Origin of the sequence: Marisediminicola sp. UYEF4, assembly GCF_040546025.1 — a bacterium.
Classification (GTDB): domain Bacteria; phylum Actinomycetota; class Actinomycetes; order Actinomycetales; family Microbacteriaceae; genus Marisediminicola.
The window spans coordinates 84016-102482 of record NZ_JBEPNA010000005.1 but is presented as its reverse complement, the minus strand read 5'-3'; the positions used below and the strand labels follow the sequence as shown (position 1 = coordinate 102482).

Below are 18467 nucleotides of genomic sequence, written 5' to 3'. Positions count from 1 at the left end.
ACCCGCCGCGCGACCGCTCGATTCAGCCGCGCGCGTTCCGCTCGTGTACCTGCGCGATGAGCCGTACGACCTCAAGCGACTCACGGGGATCGACCGGAACCGGCGCTCCATCACGAATGCAAGCGGCCACTCCCGCGTAAAACGCGGGATAGTCCCCCCGTTCGCTCGGTACCGGCTCGAGCGCAGCATCCGATCCGTCAATGCCGAGCACGCCCCAGGCAGAGGGGTCCTCGACTCCGTAGCCCTCGTCGGTCGGCAAGCCTCCGGCCTTGAGGTCGGGCTCCTGCCGATCGAGCCCGTGCGCAACGTATGCGGCGTCGGATCCGAGCATCCGGAACCTAGGCCCGCTCTGCGCGGCGACCCTGGACAGGTTCAGATGCGAGCGCACCCCGCTCTCGTGCTGCAGCGACACGAACGCCTCATCATCGCTGACCCCGCCCGGGCGGATCACGTCAGTTTCGGCGTGGACCAGAACGGCCGGCCCGAACAGCTGAAGCGCCTGGTCGATGAGGTGGCTGCCGAGATCGAAGGTGATGCCGGAACCCTGGGCGATCGTGGTGGTGTCCTGCCAGCGGTCGCGCACGGCCGGCGAGAACCGTTCGAAGGTCGACTCGAAGCGGTGCACTCGGCCGAGGCGCCCCGAGGCGAGGAGTTTCTTCAGGGTGAGGAAGTCGCTGTCCCAGCGCCGGTTCTGGAACACGATGAGCGGGCGGCCGACCCGTTCGGCGACCTGAATGAGGGACTCTGCCTCCGCGACGGATGCCGCGAACGGCTTGTCGATCACCACCGCGAGGCCCGCCTCGAGGGCGGCAATGCCCTGCTCGAGGTGCACGTGGGCGGGCGAGGCGAGCACGACGAGGTCGAGCTCACCAGCCCGGGCGAGCAGCTCCTCGGGTGTCGCGACAACGGCGGCATCCGGATGCCGGGCGTGCGCGTCCGCCTGCCGACCGCGATCGCCTGACGCAATCAGATCGAGCGAGAACGCGGGGTTCGTGGCCAGGAACGGGGCGTGGAAGACCCGGCCGGATAGTCCGAATCCGATGATGCCGGTGCGGATGGGGGCGGGTACAGGCACGACTGACATGAGGCCACAATAGTCATGTCGGCGTGGGGGCGAGGGAGTGCTCTCCCCGTCATCTGCACGTCGGGATTCAGCACAAATGCGGCGCGGCTGTCGCTCGTTGCGCTACGCGCTCTCCCCGCCCGGTCGCCTGAGGCCGGAAACTCAGGAAAGCCGTCGGTTCGGCAGCCGGAAAATCAGGTCAGCCACCAATATCGGCATCATCTCCTGAGTTTCCAACATGGGGCGGCGACGACGCCGTGAATTTGATTTCGACAGCGCAGACTCACGCCGCAGACCGTAACAGCCGCGCGAATCGCGACGTAGTGCCGCGTGTCTCCGCCCCCAATCCCCGCGAGTGTCGGAAATTCAGGAAACCCGCACAGTCGTCGACCCCACGATCACCTACGGCCGCAATAGCCGCACCGTCTCCTGAGTTTCCGACGCCGGGCGACGCGGGCGCCGACGCCGGGCGGACGCGGAGCAGACGAGGGCCGGGGGGACACGGGGTCAGGGCGCGGGGGCGTCGACGGCCCCGCCGAAGCGGCGGTTTCGCGAGGCGTACAGCTCGATCGCGCGCCACAGGTCGGCGCGGGTGAAGTCCGGCCAGAGGGTGTCGAGGAAGACCATCTCGGCGTAGGCGCTCTGCCAGAGCATGAAGTTGCTTGTGCGCTGCTCCCCCGAGCTGCGCACGAACAGGTCGACATCGGGCAAGTCCGGCGCGTACAGGTGCCGCTGGATCGACTTTTCGCTGATCCCGGACGGCTTGAGCCTCCCCGCGGCCACCTCCTCGGCGAGGGCACGCACGGCATCCGCAATTTCGGTGCGTCCGCCGTAGTTCACACACATCGTGAGGGTCAGAGTCGAATTGCCCGCCGTGAGACGCTCGGCGAACTGCAGCTCGTTGATGACGGATGCCCAGAGCCTGGGCCGCCGCCCCGCCCAACGCACCCGAACTCCCCAGTCGTTGAGCTGGTCGCGGCGGCGGTGCAGTACCGAGCGGTTGAAGCCCATCAGGAAGCGCACCTCGTCGGGTGACCGCTTCCAGTTCTCTGTCGAGAACGCATAGACGGAGAGGTGCTTGACCCCGATCTGGATCGCGCCGGCGACCACGTCGAGCAGCGCCGCCTCCCCGGCCTTGTGCCCTTCGACCCGGGTGAGGCCCCTGCCGTTGGCCCACCGGCCGTTGCCGTCCATGACGATCGCGACGTGCTCCGGCACCGCGGCCTTCCCAACTGCGGGCGGGTAGGAGCCCGTCCAGTCGAGTGGCTTGAACGGCACGGCATCGGGGTGGGTCACGGCGGTCATCCGGATGCCTCCTCGGCGTAGGTGGCCCCGGTTGGCCCGCGTGACGAGGATGCCTCGCCCGCGATGGTGGCCCCGGTTTGCCCGCGTGACGAGGATGCCTCGCCCCTGTACGCGGCCCTGGGCCGCCCCTGCGACGACGGACGGCGGTCGACGTGTTCGAGCGACCGCAGGGACCGCTCGAGATGGAACTGCGTGTACGCGGCGACAACACCGCTCGCGTGCGAGCGGGCGCGGTCGTCGGAGGCGTCGGCCTCGGCCCAGTCTCCCGTCAACAGCGCGGACAACAGCGAGAGCGTCGCCGGGGCGAGCCGGGGCGTGCCGGGCGGGGCGACCTCGTCGGCGACGACGCCGCCGAGCTGGACGACGAAGGCGGAGTGCGGCCCGGGGGCGCCGGTCATGGCGCAGTCGGAGAAGCTCGGGGCCCAACCCGCGACGCTCAGCGCCCGCAGCAGGTACGAGTCGAGGGTGAGGCTCGCGCCGTGCTCATGCCGGGACAGCGAGCGAAGCGCCCCGACGAGCAGCAGGTACTGCTGCAGGCCGCCGTCCTCCGCGGTGATCTTGTCGGCTGTCTCGACCATCGCGCTCGCCGCGGTGTAGGTCGCGTAGTCACCCACGATCTCGGCGCCGTAGGAGCCGAGCGACTCGGCCTGGGTGATGATGTCGAGGCTGCGTCCCTCGTACAGCTGCACGTCGACGACCATGAACGGCTCGAGCCGCGCGCCGAACTTCGATGCGGTGCGTCGCACGCCCTTCGCCACCGCCCGGATCTTGCCGTGGTTGCGGCTCAGCATCGTGACGATGCGGTCGGCCTCACCCAGCTTGTGGGTGCGCAGCACGACGGCTTCGTCACGGTAGAGGGGCATCTGACAAGTATCCCCCCGCGGGCGGGTGGGGTGCAGGCGCCGGGCCGTCAGGACGCGGCGGACGGATGCCCGGACAGTCCGGCCACCGAGTCGGTCAGGGCGACGACCGTTGTCGCCAGTTCGTCGGCGGTCGTGGTCTCGGAGAGGGTGAAACGGACGGCGGTCTGGGCCAGCTCGGCACCCATGCCCATCGCGACGAGCACGTGCGACGGCTCGTCGCGGCCCGCGGCGCAGGCAGAACCGCTCGAGCAGATTATGCCACGGCGCTCGAGGTCGAGGAGCACCGCTTCCCCGCTCGTGCCGGGGAAGCAGAACGACGCGTTCGCCGGCAGTCGGAGGCGACGGTGCCCGGTCAGGCGGGCGCCGGGAACCTCGGCGAGCACACGGTCGATGAAGGCGTCCCGCAGCTCGGCGATCCGGTCGGCGGACCGGGGTCGGGCAGCCTCTGCGAGCTCGAGCGCCTCGGCGAGGCCGACCGCACCGGCCACGTTCTCGGTTCCGGAACGCCGCCCGCGCTCCTGCCCGCCACCGTGCAACGTGGCCTCCACCGGCATCCCCCGCCGCAAGTAGAGAGCGCCGATGCCCTTGGGGGCGCCGAGCTTGTGGCCGGAGATCGCGAGGGCATCGACTCCGAGCGCGCCGACGTCGAGCGGCAGCCAGCCTGCCGCCTGCACGGCGTCCGTGTGCATGCGCGCACCGGACGCCCTCGCGAGCTGCGCAATACGGCGGATCGGCTGCACCGTGCCCACCTCATTGTTGGCGTACATGACCGAGACGAGGGTCGTGTCGGGGCGCAGCGCCCGGCCGAGCTCGTCGGCGTCGACGAGCCCATCGGCATCGACATCGACGAGGGTCACGTCGAACCGGTGCTGCCGCTGAAGGTAGCCACACGACTCGATCACGGCCTCGTGCTCGATGGGCGTCGTGACGATGTGACGGCCGCGCGGGGCGGCGAGAGCCACGCCGATAATCGCGAGGTTGTCGGCCTCGGTGCCGCCGGAGGTGAAGACGACTTCAGCGGGACGGCAGCCGAACACCCGGGCGACCCGCTCGCGGGCGTGCGTGAGCGCGAGCGCGGCCTGCCGCCCGTACTCGTGGGTGCTCGACGGGTTGCCGAACTCCTCCGTCAGGTAGGGCCACATTCGCTCGAGCACGGCACGCCGCACGGGCGACGTTGCGGCGTTGTCGAGGTAGATCACGGGAGCGCCCTGTAGCTCTCCCGCCTGACGGATGCGACGGCCGAGGGCTCCGGGTGGAGGGCGGGGTCAGCGGGCAGCTCGAGAGCGATGTCGAGCCCCAGGTCGAGCGCCCGCACGCTGTGGGTGAGCGCGCCCACAGAGATCACGTCGACGCCCGTCTCGGCGATCGCCCGCACGGTTGCGAGGGACACATTGCCGCTCGCCTCGACGAGCGCTCGTCCCGCCACCTGGACGACGCCGGCGCGCAGGGCGTCCAACGCGAAGTTGTCGAGCATGATCGTGTCGACTCCTCCGGCGAGCACCGGCTCGATCTGCGACGCGTCGTCGACCTCGACCTCGAGATGGGTCGTGTGCGAGAGCCGCGCTCGCAGGCCGAGGAGCGCCTCGGTCACCCCGGCGCCGCGGGAGGCGAGCACCGCGAGGTGGTTGTCCTTCGCGAGCACGGCATCGGAGAGGGAGAACCGGTGGTTGTGGCCGCCGCCGCAGCGCACCGCGTGCCGTTCGAGGGCGCGAAGCCCCGGGGTCGTCTTGCGGGTGTCGACGATGCGGGCGCCGGTCCCGGCAACCTCGGCGACGTACCTGGTCGTCTCTGTCGCGATCCCACTCATCCGTTGTACGAGATTGAGCGCGACGCGCTCGCCGCGCAGCACCGACCGGGCGGACCCGCTCACCGTCGCGAGAGTGTCGCCCGGGGCGAAGCGCGCTCCATCGGCCACGGCGAGGCCTACCGTCACGGCGGCATCCACCGTCAGCATCGTCGCCACGAACACCTGCCCCCCGCTGAACACGCCGGCCTCGCGCGCGACGAGCCGCGCCGTCGCCTGCGCCTCCGCGGGGATGAGCAGCTCGGAGGTGATGTCGCCCCACGGGGCGTCTTCGGCGAGGGCGCCGCGAACGACCGCGTCGATGGCTTGGGGGGTCAGCATGCGATGACGCTCTCTTCTGCCCCGGCGGGGCTGTGGATGCGGGAGACGGCGGGCCGTGCGGCCCAGCCGAGGTGGCGCTCGAACCGGGCGGAGACCTCGGGGTGGTCGGTGCGGAAGTGCGCGCCGCGGGACTCCTCGCGGGCCAGCGCCGCGGATGCCATCAGCCGGGCGAGGTCGAGAAGGTTCCGGGTCTCCCGCTCGGCAACCGAACTGCCGGGGGCACGCCACGACGCGAGGATCTCGGCGGCGGCGCCGAGTCCCTCTGCGTCCCGGTACAGTCCGATCCGCGACCAGGCGAGGTCGCGCAGTGCGTCCCGGCTGACGGCCTGTCCCCGCCCGTCCTGCGGTAGCGGATGCCCGGATGGCGCCGCGTGCCGGACGGCGTCAGCTTGGGCGGACTGGGCGGCCGCCGCGGGCCAGGCCGCCTCGTCGAGCGTCAGCCGGGGGGCCTCCGTCGGCGCGGTCCCGGCCGCCGCGGGCCAGCCGGAGTCGTCGAGCCTCGACGCGGCGCGCCAGGCGAAGACGAGCGACTCGAGCAGCGAGTTGGAGGCGAGCCGGTTGGCGCCGTGCACGCCGGTGCTCGACACCTCCCCGACGGCGAACAGCCCCGGCAGCGAGGTGCGCCCCCACTCGTCGGTGGCCACGCCACCCATCCAGTAGTGGGCGGCGGGAGTCACCGGGATCGGCCGTTCGCTCCAGTGGAGGCCCAGCCGCCGGCAGGCGGCATCGATGCTCGGGAAGCGCTCGGCGAGGAACGCCGAGCCGAGGGAGGTTGCATCGAGCAGCACCGGGTCGCCGCCCTGCCGCGCCATCTGCGTCGCGATGCCGCGGGCGACGATGTCGCGCGGGGCGAGTTCGGCGCCCTCGTGCTGGTCGAGCATGAAGCGGTGGCCGCGCGCATCCAGCAGCACGGCGCCCTCTCCCCGCACCGCCTCGGAGACGAGGAAGTTTCCGGGTGCCGCGAGTGCCGTCGGGTGGAACTGGTAGAACTCGACGTCGCTGAGCACCGCGCCCGCCCGGAGTGCGGCGGCGGCCCCGTCGCCGGTGGCGATCGCGGGGTTGGTGGTGTGCCGGTAGAGCTGGCCCGCACCTCCACTCGCGAGCACGACGGCGTCGGCGCCGATCACGCGCATACGGCCCGCCGGGTCGAGCACCTCGGCACCGCGCACACGCCCGCCGCCGACAACGAGCTCGGCGAGGAAGGTGTGCTCGTTGACCCGGATCGCGGAGCGGCGCACGGCGGCGACGAGGGCCGCCTCGATGACAGCGCCCGTCGCATCCCCTCCGGCGTGCAGGACGCGCGCGCTCGAGTGCGCCGCCTCCAGCCCACGCGCGAGTTCGGGCCCGTCGCGGTCGAACTCGACGCCGAGGGCGATGAGGTCGCGAATGCGTCCGGGGCCCTCGGCGCAGAGGATCTCGACGATGGCGGGGTCGCCGAGGCCGGCACCAGCGGCGAGAGTGTCCTGGATGTGCGCGGCGACGCTGTCGTCGTCGAACATCACCGCGGCGATGCCGCCCTGCGCGTAGCGGGTGTTGCTCTCGGCCAGCTCGGTCTTGGTGACGAGGCTGACCCGGTGGGTCCGGCTCGCCTGGAGGGCGATGATGAGTCCGGCGATACCGCTGCCGACCACGACGACGTCGTTCATCGCTACACCCCCGGCCTCACGGCAAGCATCCGCTCGAGCGCGACCCGCGCTGGCTCGGCGACATCGGCCGGAACCTCGATGCGGTTGATGACCGCGCCGCGCACCAGTCCCTCGAGGACCCACGCGAGGTAGCCGGGGTGGATGCGGTACATCGTCGAGCAGGGGCAGATGACCGGGTCGAGGCAGAAAATCGTGTGCTGCGGGTACTCGGCCGCGAGCCGGTTCACCATGTTGACCTCCGTGCCGATCGCGAAGACGGTCGGCTCGGTCGCCGCCGCGATGGCCTTTCGGATGTAGTCGGTGGAACCGGCCTCGTCGGCCGCATCCACCACGGGCATCGGGCACTCGGGGTGCACGATGACGCGCACACCGGGGAACTCAGCCCTGGCCCTGTCGATCTGGTCGACGGTGAACCGCTTGTGCACGGAGCAGAAGCCGTGCCAGAGGATCACGCGTGCGTCTCGCATCGCCTGGGCGTCGTTGCCGCCGAGGTCCTTGCGCGGGTTCCACATCGGCATTCGCTCGAGCGGCACGCCCATGGCCTTCGCGGTGTTGCGGCCGAGGTGCTGGTCGGGGAAGAACAGCACGCGCTGGCCCCGCTCGAACGCCCACTCGAGCACGGTGGTGGCGTTCGACGAGGTGCAGACGATGCCGCCGTGCTCCCCGCAGAACCCCTTGAGCGCGGCGGAGGAGTTCATGTAGGTGACGGGGATGACGGGCACGCGGCCGTCCTCGTCCGGCTCGGTGCCGTAGAGGTCCTCGAGGGCCTCCCAGCACTCGGTGACCGAGTCGATGTCGGCCATGTCGGCCATCGAGCACCCGGCGGCGAGGTTGGGCAAAATGACCGCCTGGTCGGGGCGGGCGAGGATGTCAGCGGTCTCGGCCATGAAGTGCACGCCGCAGAAGACGATTGCCTCGGCGTTGGGTACCGTCTGCGCCGCGTTGGCGAGCTGGAACGAGTCACCCACGAAATCGGCGTGGGCAACGACCTCGTCGCGCTGGTAGAAGTGGCCGAGGATCACGGCGCGGTCGCCGAGCGTCTGTTTGGCCGCGACGATCCGCGCCTCGAGCTCGATGTTCGGGGCGTCGCGGTACTCGGCGGGCAGCTGCCCCTGTCGCGGGGCGCCGGTGGGGATGATGTCGCCCATCGACGAGCCAGGGCCGTACCCGGGGTTCGGTTCGAGGTCGATCTCCCACGGCCCCGCGGCGAGGTCGGGGCTGCAGGTGGTGCCGGGCGCACCGGCGCTGATGAGCTGGATTGTCGTGTCGACGGAGGTCACCGTGACTCCTTGGGGATCAAAGGCGGATGGGGGTGAGGGGGCCGTTGTCGACGAGGTCGACGGCGGTGTTGAACCGGTAGAGGCGCGGCGGCCGATGGCGGCCACCCGTGACGACCTGCTCCGTCGGGACGATCGCGCCGCTCGACTCGATCTGCCGGCGGAAGTTCGCGGGATCGAGCGGCCTGCGCAGCACGGTTTCGTGCACCTCGCGGAGCTCGGACAGGGTGAAGGTCTCCCCGAGGAATGCGTGGGCGATGCGGCCGTACTCGACCTTGGTGCGCAGGCGCCACAGCGCGTAGTCGACGATCAGGTTGTGGTCGAAGGCGAGCTCGGGCAGGTCGTCCGCGGGGAACCACTGCACGTTCTCATCCACGGTGGCGCGGCTGGCCTCGTCGGCGCGCACGAGGGCCCAGTAGACGATCGAGACGATGCGGCCGTCCGGCGACCGGTCGGCCTCGCCGAACGCGTAGAGCTGTTCGAGGTAGGTGGGCTCGAGCGCGGTCGTCTCCAGCAGGTTGCGGCGTGCGGCCAGCTCGAGGCCCTCGGTCAGGTGGACCATCCCGCCGGGCAGTGCCCAGCGGCCCTGCCAAGGTTCGCGGATTCGGCGCACGAGCGGCAGCCAGAGGCCGACAGCGCCGGAGACCGGATGCTGGCGCAGCGCGACGATCACGGTGGACACGGCGACGCCGACGCCCTGCACCTGGACTGTCTCGCTCATCCTGCTCCCCGCCTAGTTAATGTCACGTGGACTTGAACAGGATAGCACTTAGTGTCACGAACACCCAAACCAGTGTTCGGCTCGCGTCAGCACACGGGTCGCGCGCCGATCCCACACAATGGTGCGATGGACGACGCGATCTTCGACATTCCCCTGTGGTCCGAGCTGCTGGCCGTGGGGGTCGGTGCACTCATGGGCGCCCTGTTCGCTGCGCGCTTCAAGGACCACCATCTCGATCTGCTCGGCATCGCGATCATCGGCGTCTGCACCGGGCTCGGCGGCGGCGTGCTGCGCGACCTCGTGCTGTCGGTGCCGGTCGCGACCTTCCAGAGCAACTGGTACTTGAGCGTCGCCGTCGCGGCGTCGTTGCTCGGGATGCTGCTCGAGCGCCTGTTCACCAAACTCAACACGGTCTTCACCGTGGTCGACGCCCTCAACCTCGGCCTCTTCGCGGCGATCGGCGCGACGAAGGGACTCGCGTTCGGCGTGCCGGCAGTGCCGGCCGCGCTGCTCGGCGTGCTCACCGCCGTCGGCGGGTCGATCCTGCGGGACGTTCTCGTGGGCTCCCCCGTCGAGCTTCTGCGGGTTGGCCCGCTCAACGCCGCGGCCGCGATCCTCGGCACGACGACCCTGGTCACGATGACGACCCTCGGCGTCGCGATCCTTCCCGCCGCAATCACCTGCGTCGTGGTCACCTTCGTTGCGCGCGTACTCGGTGTCGCCTTCGGCCTCCGGGTTCCGGAGCAGCGCCGTCTCGAGCACCTTCCCCGCCCATCGCGGCTGCGCCGGGGCTCCGACAGCACATCCGCCTGACCGCGGCGCGGCATCCGTCCACCCGGCGCCCGGCCGGGGCGCGGGGAGCGGGCGGAGCGGGCAGAATGGTCCAGTGTCCGGTGCCCTCTTCGTCATCCCCCTCTGGGCTGACCTCCTCGCAGTCGGCATCGGCGCGCTGCAAGGCGCGATGTTCGCGGCCCAGTTCAAGGACCGTCGGCTCGACCTGCTCGGGGTCGCGATCATCGGTATCGCGACCGGCTTCGGCGGCGGTCTGCTGCGCGACATCCTGCTCTCGGTCGACCTCGCCCCGCTGCGCAGCAACTGGTACGTGATCGTCGCCACCGGCGCCGCCCTGCTCGGGATGCTGCTCGAGCGGATCTTCTCCCGGCTGAACCCGCTCATCACGGGCCTCGACGCGCTCACGATCGGCCTCTTCGGCGCGATCGGAACTACCAAGGCGCTCGCGCTCGGCATTCCGCCCGCACCGGCAGTGTTCGTGGGGGTGCTCGCCGCCGTCGGCGGTTCCATCCTGCGCGACATGCTGCTCAATCTGCCGATCGCGCTGATGCACGTGGGCTCGCTCTATGCCGTGGCGGCGGTCGGCGGAGCGGGCACCCTCGTCGTCCTCGTCCAGTTCGGTGTCGATATCTCGATCGCCGCGGTCGCGGGCGTGGTACTGACCTTCGGCATCCGGGTGCTGGCGGTGTTCTTCAAATGGAGCCTGCCCGAGCAACGCCGCATCGAGAGACTGCCGCGCATCCCGCGACTCGGCCGGGCACGCTGAGTGAAGGTCGGCGGGCTCAGCGCACAGGAGCGCGTCGGAAACGCTCGACGACACGCCCGTCGCCGGACGAGGTGACCGCGCCCGCTGGCGCGGCGGTCCGCCGGTTCCAGACGGCCACGATCAGGTCTGCGGCGGTGGCGGTGAGCGCCGCGTCGGGTCTCGGACGCGCCGGCAGCAGCGCCCAGTCCGGTCCGAGTGCCCAGGAGCGGTCGGCATCCGTCGCCTCAAGGAGCAGCACCCCGCCGAGATCGGGCCGGGCCTCGATGCCCGATCGGCCCACGAAGACGCCGAGGAACTCGTCGATGCCGTCGGCGCAGACCTCTGCGGATGCCTCGGCCGGGGCGGGCGCGGCCGAATCGATCGCACTGCGAAGGTCCCACAGGTGCACCACGGTCTCGTGCAGTTGCCGGCGGTGCCAGAATCGCACAGATGTGTCCGACCTGCTGAACGTGTAGCAGGTCGCGTCCGGATCGGAACTGTCGAGGGTGTCGAGGAGCACGCGCCGGAACTCCCGGTACCAGTCGAGCGGCGAGCTGGCGATCTCGGGCACGCTCGTGCGCGGCGGGCGGACGCCCTCGATGATGCAGCGCGCGGCCCACCGGTACACCTCGCCGAGGCACGCGGGGAGATCGGAGACCGTCCAGTCCGCGTCGGCGAGGGGCCCGGTCGGGTCGGCGTCAGCCAGATCGCGCTCGAACGCCGCGCTGACTGCCACCAACTCCCTCATCGCATCCATGGGTGGACGCTCGCGCGAGCAGCACCGTCAGACGCTCGCCAGCTCGCGGTGTCCGGACTCCTCTCGCACCGCACGATTGACGGCGGAGACGACGGCCTTGAGCGACGCGGTGGAGATATCCGCGTCGATGCCGACACCCCACAGCGTCGTATCGCCGACGGCACACTCCACGTAGGAGGCGGCGAGCGCGTCGCCGCCGGAGCTCAGCGCATGCTCGACGTAGTCATAGACCTTGACGTCGATGCCCTGTCCGTGGAGCACCTTGAGGAACGCGTCGACGGGGCCGTTGCCGGTCGCGTCGGTCGCAACCTGCGCCGCGCCGACCCTCAGCTCCGTGTGCAGCGACACGACACCGGTCATATCGCTCGCGGTGCTTGTGCGGGTGATCTCGAACTGCCCCCACTTCTGGTCGGCGACCACCGACGGGAGGTACTCGTCCTGGAAGATCGCCCAGATCTGGTCGCTCGTAACTTCGCCTCCCTCGGCATCCGTCATCGCCTGCACGACATGGCTGAACTCGATCTGCAGCTTGCGCGGCAGGTCGAGGGCGTGGTCGGTCTTGAGCAGGTAGGCCACGCCGCCCTTGCCCGACTGGGAGTTGACCCGGATGACCGCCTCGTAGCTGCGGCCGAGGTCCTTCGGGTCGATCGGCAGGTACGGCACGGCCCACTGCAGCTCGTCCACGGACTTGCCCTGTGCCGCGGCGTCGGCGGCCATGGCCTCGAAGCCCTTCTTGATGGCGTCCTGGTGCGATCCGCTGAAGGCCGTGTAGACGAGGTCCCCGGCCCAGGGGCTGCGCTCATGCACCGGCAGCTGGTTGCAGTACTCGGCGGTGCGCTTGACCTCGTCGAGGTTGCTGAAGTCGATCTGCGGGTCGATGCCCTCGGTGAACAGGTTGATGCCGAGGGCGACCAGGTCGACGTTGCCGGTGCGCTCCCCGTTTCCGAACAGGCATCCCTCGATGCGATCGGCTCCGGCGAGATAGCCGAGCTCGGCCGCGGCGACGGCGGTGCCTCGATCGTTGTGCGGATGCAGGCTCAGCAGCACGTTCTCGCGGTGGGCCAGGCGGCGCGACATCCACTCGATCGAGTCCGCGTAGACATTGGGGGTCGCCATCTCGACCGTTGCGGGCAGGTTGATGATGACCTTGCGCTCGGGCGTCGGCTCGAAGACCTCGATGACCTTGTTGCAGACTTCGAGGGCGAACTCGAGTTCGGTGCCGGTATAGCTCTCGGGCGAGTACTCGTAGTAGACCTCGGTCTCGGGGATGGTCTTCTCGGCAACCTTGCACAGCCGGGCGCCCTCGAGCGCGATGTCGATGATGCCCTGCTTGTCGGTGCGGAAGACGACGTCACGCTGCAGCACGCTCGTCGAGTTGTACAGGTGAACGATCGCCTTCCTGGCTCCGGCGATCGACTCGTAGGTGCGGTTGATGAGCGACTCGCGGGCCTGGGTGAGCACCTGGATCGTCACGTCGTCGGGGATCAGGTCGTCGTCGATGAGGCTGCGGACGAAGTCGAAGTCGGTCTGGCTCGCGCTCGGGAACCCGACCTCGATCTCCTTGTAGCCCATGCGCACGAGCAGGTCGAACATGATCCGCTTACGCTCGGGGCTCATCGGGTCGATGAGTGCCTGATTGCCGTCGCGCAGGTCGACAGCGCACCATCGCGGCGCCTGGGTGATGCGCTTGCTCGGCCAGGTGCGGTCGGGCAGGTCGACGCTGAACGTCTCGTGGTACGGACGATACTTGTGGATCGGCATTGCCGACGGCTTCTGGGTGTTCTTCACGGTCTCGGTTCCTCTTCGCTAGTGATGGTCAGCCATAGGCGAACTCCGCGACGAGGGAGGCCTTTTAGGACTCGTCGCGGCAGCTAAGAAGGAGCAGACCGAACACACGCTTAGATTACCACCGTTCCGGGGCGGACTCACTACCCGCCAGGCCGTGCGCGCCCACCCGCCATGAACCCGCCCCGTCGGAAACTCAGGAACACGGCACGCACGCGCGCGCGCCGGCCCGCAAACCACCCGGTTTGTGTGCGCACTTCCTGAGTTTCCGACGGCAGGGACGCTGCGCGTGCGGTCGGCGTATCCACCCGCCACCCGGCGCTGCGTCGGAAACTCAGGAACACGGCACGCTCACGCTCGCGACGAGACGCCAACCGCACGGTTTGTGTGCGCACTTCCTGAATTTCCGACGGCGGGGACGCTCGACGGACCGGAAACGTTGGGTAGCGGGCCACCGGGTTCGCGCCCACACTGGCAGCATGACGAGCCTCAGGAACTCTGGGCGGGCCGCCACGGTCGTGCTCCTCCTCACGGTGCTCGCCGGGTGCGCCGACTCCCAGGTGCCCGGCCAGTCACCCTCGATCGCGGGGCCGCCGTCCGCCATCGCCGCGGACGGCGAGGTGCTCGGCACCGCCACGGTGCTACAGAAGCTCGGGGAAGACCCGCAGCTGTGCCTCGGCGCGGTGGCGGACTCATATCCCCCTCAGTGCGGCGGTCCGACGATCTCCGGCTGGGACTGGGCGGCCGTCGACGGTGAGGAGAGCGCCAGCGATGTCACCTGGGGCTCGTACGCGGTACAGGGCACCTGGGACGGGACGACGTTCACGGTGACCCAGCCCCCGCTCATGCTCGCGCTGTACGACCCGATCGCCAATGTCGACCCGCGCGAGGACCCGGCCAATGCCGGCGCCGCGGACGAGGAAGAATTCCTCGCGATCCAGGAGGCTCTGCACGGCGCTGTCGACGTTCTCGGCTTCTACCCCTCGAACGGGTACGTCTTCGTGGATGTGATCTACGACGACGGCCAGATCCAGCAGTACATGGACGAGGTCTACGGCGCGGAGGTCGTCGCGGTTCGAACGGCGCTCCGCGACGTCGGGTCGCCGTAGAGGTCGCCGAGCCGCGCCGCCAGAGGCCCCGGCCGGACTAGAACCCGAGCCGGCCGAGCTGCTTCGGGTCGCGCTGCCACTCCTTCGCGACCTTCACCCGCAGCGAAAGGAAAACCTGCTTGCCCACGAGCGGCTCGATCTGCGCGCGGGCGCGCGCACCGACATCCGCGAGCCTCGACCCCTGGTGGCCGATGATGATGCCCTTCTGGCTGTCCCGCTCGACGAAGAGGTTGGCGTAGATCTCGATGAGGTCCTTGTCGTCGCGCTCGATCATGTCGTCGAGGGTCACCGCGATCGAGTGCGGCAGTTCGTCCTCGACCCCCTCGAGAACCGCCTCGCGGATGAGCTCACTAATGCGGTCCGCAAGTACCTCCTCCGTGACGGCGTCGGCGGGGTACAGTGCCTGCGAGAGCGGGAGCATCTTGATCAGCTCGGTCGCGAGCGTATCCAGCTGGATGCCGCTCGTCGCGGAGATCGGGATGATCGCGTCCCACTCGCGCATCCCCTGCACCGCGAGCAGCTGCGCGGCGACGGCCGGGCGCGACGCGGCGTCGATCTTGGTGACGATTGCGACCTTCTTCGCCCGCGGGAACGCGTCGAGCTGCTCGTTGATGTACCGGTCGCCCGGCCCGATCTTCTCGTTCGCGGGAACGCAGAACCCGATCACGTCGACGTCTCCCAGCGTCGTCTGCACGATCGCGTTGAGCCGCTCGCCGAGCAGCGTGCGGGGGCGGTGCATCCCTGGCGTGTCGACGAGGATGAGCTGGCCGGATGCCTGGTGCGCGATGCCGCGGATCGCCCGCCGCGTCGTCTGCGGCTTCGAACTCGTGATCGCGACCTTCTCGCCGACCAGCGCGTTCGTCAGGGTCGACTTCCCGACATTCGGGCGTCCGACGAACGAGACGAACCCCGCACGGAACTCGCTGTTGTCAGTCGTCATTGTCGTCTCCGTCGTTCTTGCGGTTGGATGGTGCGCCGAATGCGGCCTGTGCGTCGATGAGGGCCTGGTCTCGCTCGACGAGCACCGTGCTCAGCCGCTTGCGGCGTCCCTCGGTGCGCTCGGCGACCAGGATCAGCCCCGAGTAGGCCGCCCGCGAGCCGGAGAGCGGAAGCCGGCCGAGAGCCTTGGTGAGCAGCCCGCCCACCGAGTCGACGTCGTCGTCGTCGAGTTCGATCTGGAAGAGCTCGCCGAGCTCGTCGACGGGCAGCCGGGCGCTCACGCGGTAGCGGCCGTCGCCGAGGTCCTCGATCAGGGCGACCTCGCGGTCGTACTCGTCCGAGATGTCGCCCACGAGCTCCTCGATGAGGTCCTCCATCGTCACGAGCCCGGCGATGCCGCCGTATTCGTCGACGACCATTGCGAGGTGGTTCGACTCGAGCTGCATTTGCCGGAGCATGTCGTCGGCCTTCTTCGACTCCGGCACGAACATTGCGGGGCGGGCGAGTTCGGTGACCGTGATCGATCCGGCTCCGAGCGGCTTCTCGTAGCTCAGCCTGGCGATGTCGCGCAGATACAGGATGCCGAGGACCTCGTCGATGTCCTCGCCGATTACGGGCATCCGGGAGGTCCCCCGGCTGAGGAACAGGCCCATCGCCGACCCGATGCTCGCGTCCCCGTCGACGGTGATCATGTCGGTGCGCGGAATCATGACCTCCCGAACGACAGTGTCGCTGAACTCGAAGATCGAGTGGATGAGCTCGCGGTCCTCCTCCTCGAGCACCTCGAGCTCGGTCGCCTCGTCGACCATGCTGAGCAGCTGCTCCTCGGACGAGAACGACGTCGTCTTCGGCCGGCCCGGCGTGACCCGGTTGCCGATCGCAACGAGCGCGTCGGCGATGGGCCCGAGCGCCAGTCGGTTGGCGCGAATGACGGGCGCCGACAGGCGGAGGATGCGGGTGGAGTGCTCCCGGCCGACGCTGCGCGGGCTCGATCCTACGAGAACGAATGACGCGAGGGTCATCGTGGCCGCCGACACCAGCAGGGCAACCCACAGCTCCTCGAGAAGCGAAGCGAACGAGAGGGTCACGAGAACCGCTGCCGTGGTCTCGGCGACGACTCGGGTGAAATTGATGGCGTTGACGTGCGCGGTGACATCCGCCGCGATGCCGAGGAGCGAGCCGCGGGCCTTCGCGGACTGGGCGATATCGAGCAGGTCCGCCCTCGACGTCACCGAGAGGGCAGCATCCGCCGCGGCGAGGAGCCCACCGAGGATCACCAGCACGGTGGCGATGCTGATGAAGGCAGCGATCACGCGGCTACCTCGATCGTCGTTCGTCGACGGAGAAGCCGGCGAGGATTTCGCGCTGGATCCCGAACATCTCCTTTTCCTCGTCCGGCTCGGCGTGGTCGAAGCCGAGCAGGTGGAGCAGGCCGTGCGTCGTGAGCATGAGCATCTCGTCCATCGGGCTGTGCCCGGCGGTCTCCGCTTGCGCGATCGCTACCTGCGGGCAGAGCACGATGTCGCCGAGGAGGCCGGCAGGGGTCTGGAACTCGTCGGTGCCGGGGCGCAGCTCGTCCATCGGAAAGCTCAGCACGTCGGTCGGGCCCGGCTCGTCCATCCACTGCAGGTGAAGCTGCTCCATCGCGGCCTCGTCCACGACGAGGATCGCCAGTTCCGCGTCGGGATGCACGTGGAGCTGGTCGAGCGCAAACGTCGCGAGGCGCTGGAGCGCGGCCTCGTCGACGTCGACGCCCGATTCGTTGTTGATCTCGATCGACATCTAGCGGCGCCATCCCTTGGTTCGTCTGTCTTGTGATTCTCGTCCGCCACGGTCGCCGGCCCTGCGGTCGGCACGGTTGGCGAACTCGGCGGCCTGCTCGCGTTCAAAGCGCTGCGCCTGCCGCTCGGCGTCGTACTTCGTGTAGGCGTCGACGATGCGGCCGACGAGGCTGTGGCGCACGACATCCTCGCTTGTGAGCCGGGCGAAATGTATATCATCGACCTCGCTGAGCACGCGAGTCACGAGCTGCAGTCCGCTCGCGCCGCTCGGCAGGTCGACTTGGGTCACGTCGCCGGTGACGACGATGCGCGAGCCGTGCCCGAGCCGGGTGAGGAACATCTTCATCTGCTCCGGCGTGGTGTTCTGAGCCTCGTCGAGCACGATGAAGGAGTTGTTGAGGGTGCGCCCGCGCATGTAGGCGAGCGGCGCGACCTCGATCGTGCCGGCCGCGAGCAGCTTCGGCACGATCTCCGGGTCCATCATCTCGTTGAGCGCGTCGTAGAGCGGGCGCAGGTACGGGTCGATCTTGTCGGTCAGGGTACCGGGCAGGTAGCCGAGGCGTTCGCCCGCCTCGACGGCCGGGCGGGTCAGGATGATCCGCTCGACCTCCTTGCGCTGCAGCGCCTGAACGGCCTTCGCCATGGCGAGGTATGTCTTGCCCGTTCCGGCAGGCCCGATTCCGAACACGATCGTGTGCTGGTCGATCGCATCGACGTACATCTTCTGGCCGAGCGTCTTCGGACGGATGCTGCGGCCACGCCCGGTCAGGATGGCCTGGCTGAGCAGTTCGGCCGGGCTGGAGTTCTGGTCGCGTTGCAGCATCCGCGCGGAGGTGGCCACCTCGTCGTCGCCCAGCTCCCGGTCGCCGCGGACCATGAGCAGGAGCTCCTCGACGAGTCGTTCTGCCGCACGCACATCCACGGGCTCTCCCGAGAGGGTGATCTCGTTGCCGCGGACGAGGACGTCGACGCTCGGATGCTCCTTCTCGACTGTCTTCAGGAAGCGGTCCTGCGGACCGAGCAATCGCACCATGGCGACTCCGTCGACCTGCATCCTGACGCTGTGGGGGGCGCCACCGCTGGGCGCGGCGCCGCCGATGCTGTCACTGCCTGCCAAGGGAGCCTTCCTCGAGTGCCCCGCTCAAGACGTGGGCGTGAACATGAAATACGGTTTGGCCGCTGCTGGGGCCGGTGTTGAAGATCAACCGGAACTCCCCGTTGGAAAATTCCTGCGCCAGGCGATGCGCCGTGGCGACGACCTCGGCGAGCAGGGCGGGGTCGCCCGCCGCCAGTTCCACCACATTTGCGAACTCATCAGTCTTCGGAACGACCAGCAGGTGCACCGGCGCCTTCGGAGCGATGTCGCGGAACGCGATCATCGAGTCGCTTTCGAACACGATGTCGGCCGGGATCTCGCGCGCGACAATGCGGGTGAAGATCGACGGGCCGGCTTCTGACATGCCTCTAGCTTAAGCGGTGAAGGTCTGTGAACGGTCCGGGTGGACGAATCGGTGTGCGGCGGGCTCATTGGCCGGCCTCGACCCGCCCAGTTCTGTCGC

18 protein-coding genes are annotated in these 18467 nt (G+C 69.4%); 3 read left to right on the top strand and 15 right to left on the bottom strand.

Annotation, left to right across the window (positions count from 1 at the left end; translation table 11 throughout):
- Nucleotides 1–22 precede the first annotated feature (22 nt).
- The 8 genes from ABIB15_RS07285 to ABIB15_RS07250 form a co-directional block, all read right to left on the bottom strand.
- Entirely contained in the window at nucleotides 23–1084 is a 1062-nt protein-coding gene (locus ABIB15_RS07285; protein WP_354476467.1) for a Gfo/Idh/MocA family protein, read from the bottom strand.
- A gap of 486 nt (nucleotides 1085–1570) precedes the next feature.
- The gene (locus ABIB15_RS07280; protein WP_354476465.1) at nucleotides 1571–2368 is read right to left on the bottom strand and encodes an isoprenyl transferase; all 798 of its coding nucleotides are present in this window, start codon (nucleotides 2366–2368) and stop codon (nucleotides 1571–1573) included.
- Complete coding sequence (gene recO / locus ABIB15_RS07275; RefSeq protein WP_354476463.1) at nucleotides 2365–3231, bottom strand: DNA repair protein RecO; 867 nt, start codon at nucleotides 3229–3231, stop codon at nucleotides 2365–2367. The genes ABIB15_RS07280 and recO overlap by 4 nt, the downstream gene beginning before the upstream one ends.
- 47 nt (nucleotides 3232–3278) lie before the next feature.
- A complete protein-coding gene (locus tag ABIB15_RS07270) occupies nucleotides 3279–4430 on the bottom strand; it encodes a cysteine desulfurase family protein (protein ID WP_354476461.1) in 1152 nt (383 codons plus the stop codon).
- Nucleotides 4427–5356, bottom strand: a complete 930-nt coding sequence (gene nadC / locus ABIB15_RS07265; protein WP_354476459.1) for a carboxylating nicotinate-nucleotide diphosphorylase — start codon at nucleotides 5354–5356, stop codon at nucleotides 4427–4429. Before nadC ends, ABIB15_RS07270 begins: the two co-directional genes overlap by 4 nt.
- Nucleotides 5350–7002: an L-aspartate oxidase gene (nadB, locus tag ABIB15_RS07260; RefSeq protein ID WP_354476457.1), complete on the bottom strand. Its 1653-nt coding sequence runs from the start codon at nucleotides 7000–7002 to the stop codon at nucleotides 5350–5352. The genes nadC and nadB overlap by 7 nt, the downstream gene beginning before the upstream one ends.
- A gap of 2 nt (nucleotides 7003–7004) precedes the next feature.
- A complete protein-coding gene (nadA, locus tag ABIB15_RS07255; protein WP_354476456.1) occupies nucleotides 7005–8282 on the bottom strand; it encodes a quinolinate synthase NadA in 1278 nt (425 codons plus the stop codon).
- Nucleotides 8283–8298: 16 nt separating this feature from the next.
- On the bottom strand, nucleotides 8299–9000 hold the full coding sequence (locus tag ABIB15_RS07250; protein ID WP_354476454.1) for an NUDIX hydrolase: 702 nt from the start codon (nucleotides 8998–9000) through the stop codon (nucleotides 8299–8301).
- Nucleotides 9001–9126: 126 nt separating this feature from the next.
- Here ABIB15_RS07250 and ABIB15_RS07245 point away from each other — a divergent pair, with 126 nt between their 5' ends.
- Nucleotides 9127–9813: a trimeric intracellular cation channel family protein gene (locus ABIB15_RS07245; protein WP_354476452.1), complete on the top strand. Its 687-nt coding sequence runs from the start codon at nucleotides 9127–9129 to the stop codon at nucleotides 9811–9813.
- Nucleotides 9814–9886: 73 nt separating this feature from the next.
- The gene (locus tag ABIB15_RS07240; RefSeq protein ID WP_354476450.1) at nucleotides 9887–10558 is read left to right on the top strand and encodes a trimeric intracellular cation channel family protein; all 672 of its coding nucleotides are present in this window, start codon (nucleotides 9887–9889) and stop codon (nucleotides 10556–10558) included.
- Nucleotides 10559–10574: 16 nt separating this feature from the next.
- On the opposite strand, the gene ABIB15_RS07235 is transcribed toward ABIB15_RS07240, so the two are convergent.
- A complete protein-coding gene (locus ABIB15_RS07235) occupies nucleotides 10575–11294 on the bottom strand; it encodes a maleylpyruvate isomerase N-terminal domain-containing protein (protein ID WP_354476448.1) in 720 nt (239 codons plus the stop codon).
- Nucleotides 11295–11321: 27 nt separating this feature from the next.
- The gene (gene leuA / locus ABIB15_RS07230) at nucleotides 11322–13082 is read right to left on the bottom strand and encodes a 2-isopropylmalate synthase (protein WP_354476446.1); all 1761 of its coding nucleotides are present in this window, start codon (nucleotides 13080–13082) and stop codon (nucleotides 11322–11324) included.
- 476 nt (nucleotides 13083–13558) lie between these two features.
- Between leuA and ABIB15_RS07225 the strand changes: the two genes are divergently transcribed.
- On the top strand, nucleotides 13559–14188 hold the full coding sequence (locus ABIB15_RS07225; protein WP_354476444.1) for a hypothetical protein: 630 nt from the start codon (nucleotides 13559–13561) through the stop codon (nucleotides 14186–14188).
- Between the two features lie 37 nt (nucleotides 14189–14225).
- Here the strand turns inward: ABIB15_RS07225 and era are convergent, their stop codons facing one another.
- The 5 genes from era to ABIB15_RS07200 are packed head-to-tail and all read right to left on the bottom strand — an operon-like array spanning nucleotide 14226 to nucleotide 18368.
- Entirely contained in the window at nucleotides 14226–15128 is a 903-nt protein-coding gene (gene era, locus ABIB15_RS07220; RefSeq protein ID WP_354476442.1) for a GTPase Era, read from the bottom strand.
- Entirely contained in the window at nucleotides 15118–16437 is a 1320-nt protein-coding gene (locus tag ABIB15_RS07215; RefSeq protein WP_502908923.1) for a hemolysin family protein, read from the bottom strand. The genes era and ABIB15_RS07215 overlap by 11 nt, the downstream gene beginning before the upstream one ends.
- Nucleotides 16438–16444: 7 nt before the next feature.
- A complete protein-coding gene (ybeY, locus tag ABIB15_RS07210; RefSeq protein WP_354476438.1) occupies nucleotides 16445–16909 on the bottom strand; it encodes an rRNA maturation RNase YbeY in 465 nt (154 codons plus the stop codon).
- Nucleotides 16910–18025, bottom strand: a complete 1116-nt coding sequence (locus ABIB15_RS07205) for a PhoH family protein (RefSeq protein WP_502908920.1) — start codon at nucleotides 18023–18025, stop codon at nucleotides 16910–16912.
- Nucleotides 18012–18368, bottom strand: a complete 357-nt coding sequence (locus tag ABIB15_RS07200; RefSeq protein WP_354476436.1) for a histidine triad nucleotide-binding protein — start codon at nucleotides 18366–18368, stop codon at nucleotides 18012–18014. The genes ABIB15_RS07205 and ABIB15_RS07200 overlap by 14 nt, the downstream gene beginning before the upstream one ends.
- Between the last annotated feature and the right edge of the window lie 99 nt (nucleotides 18369–18467).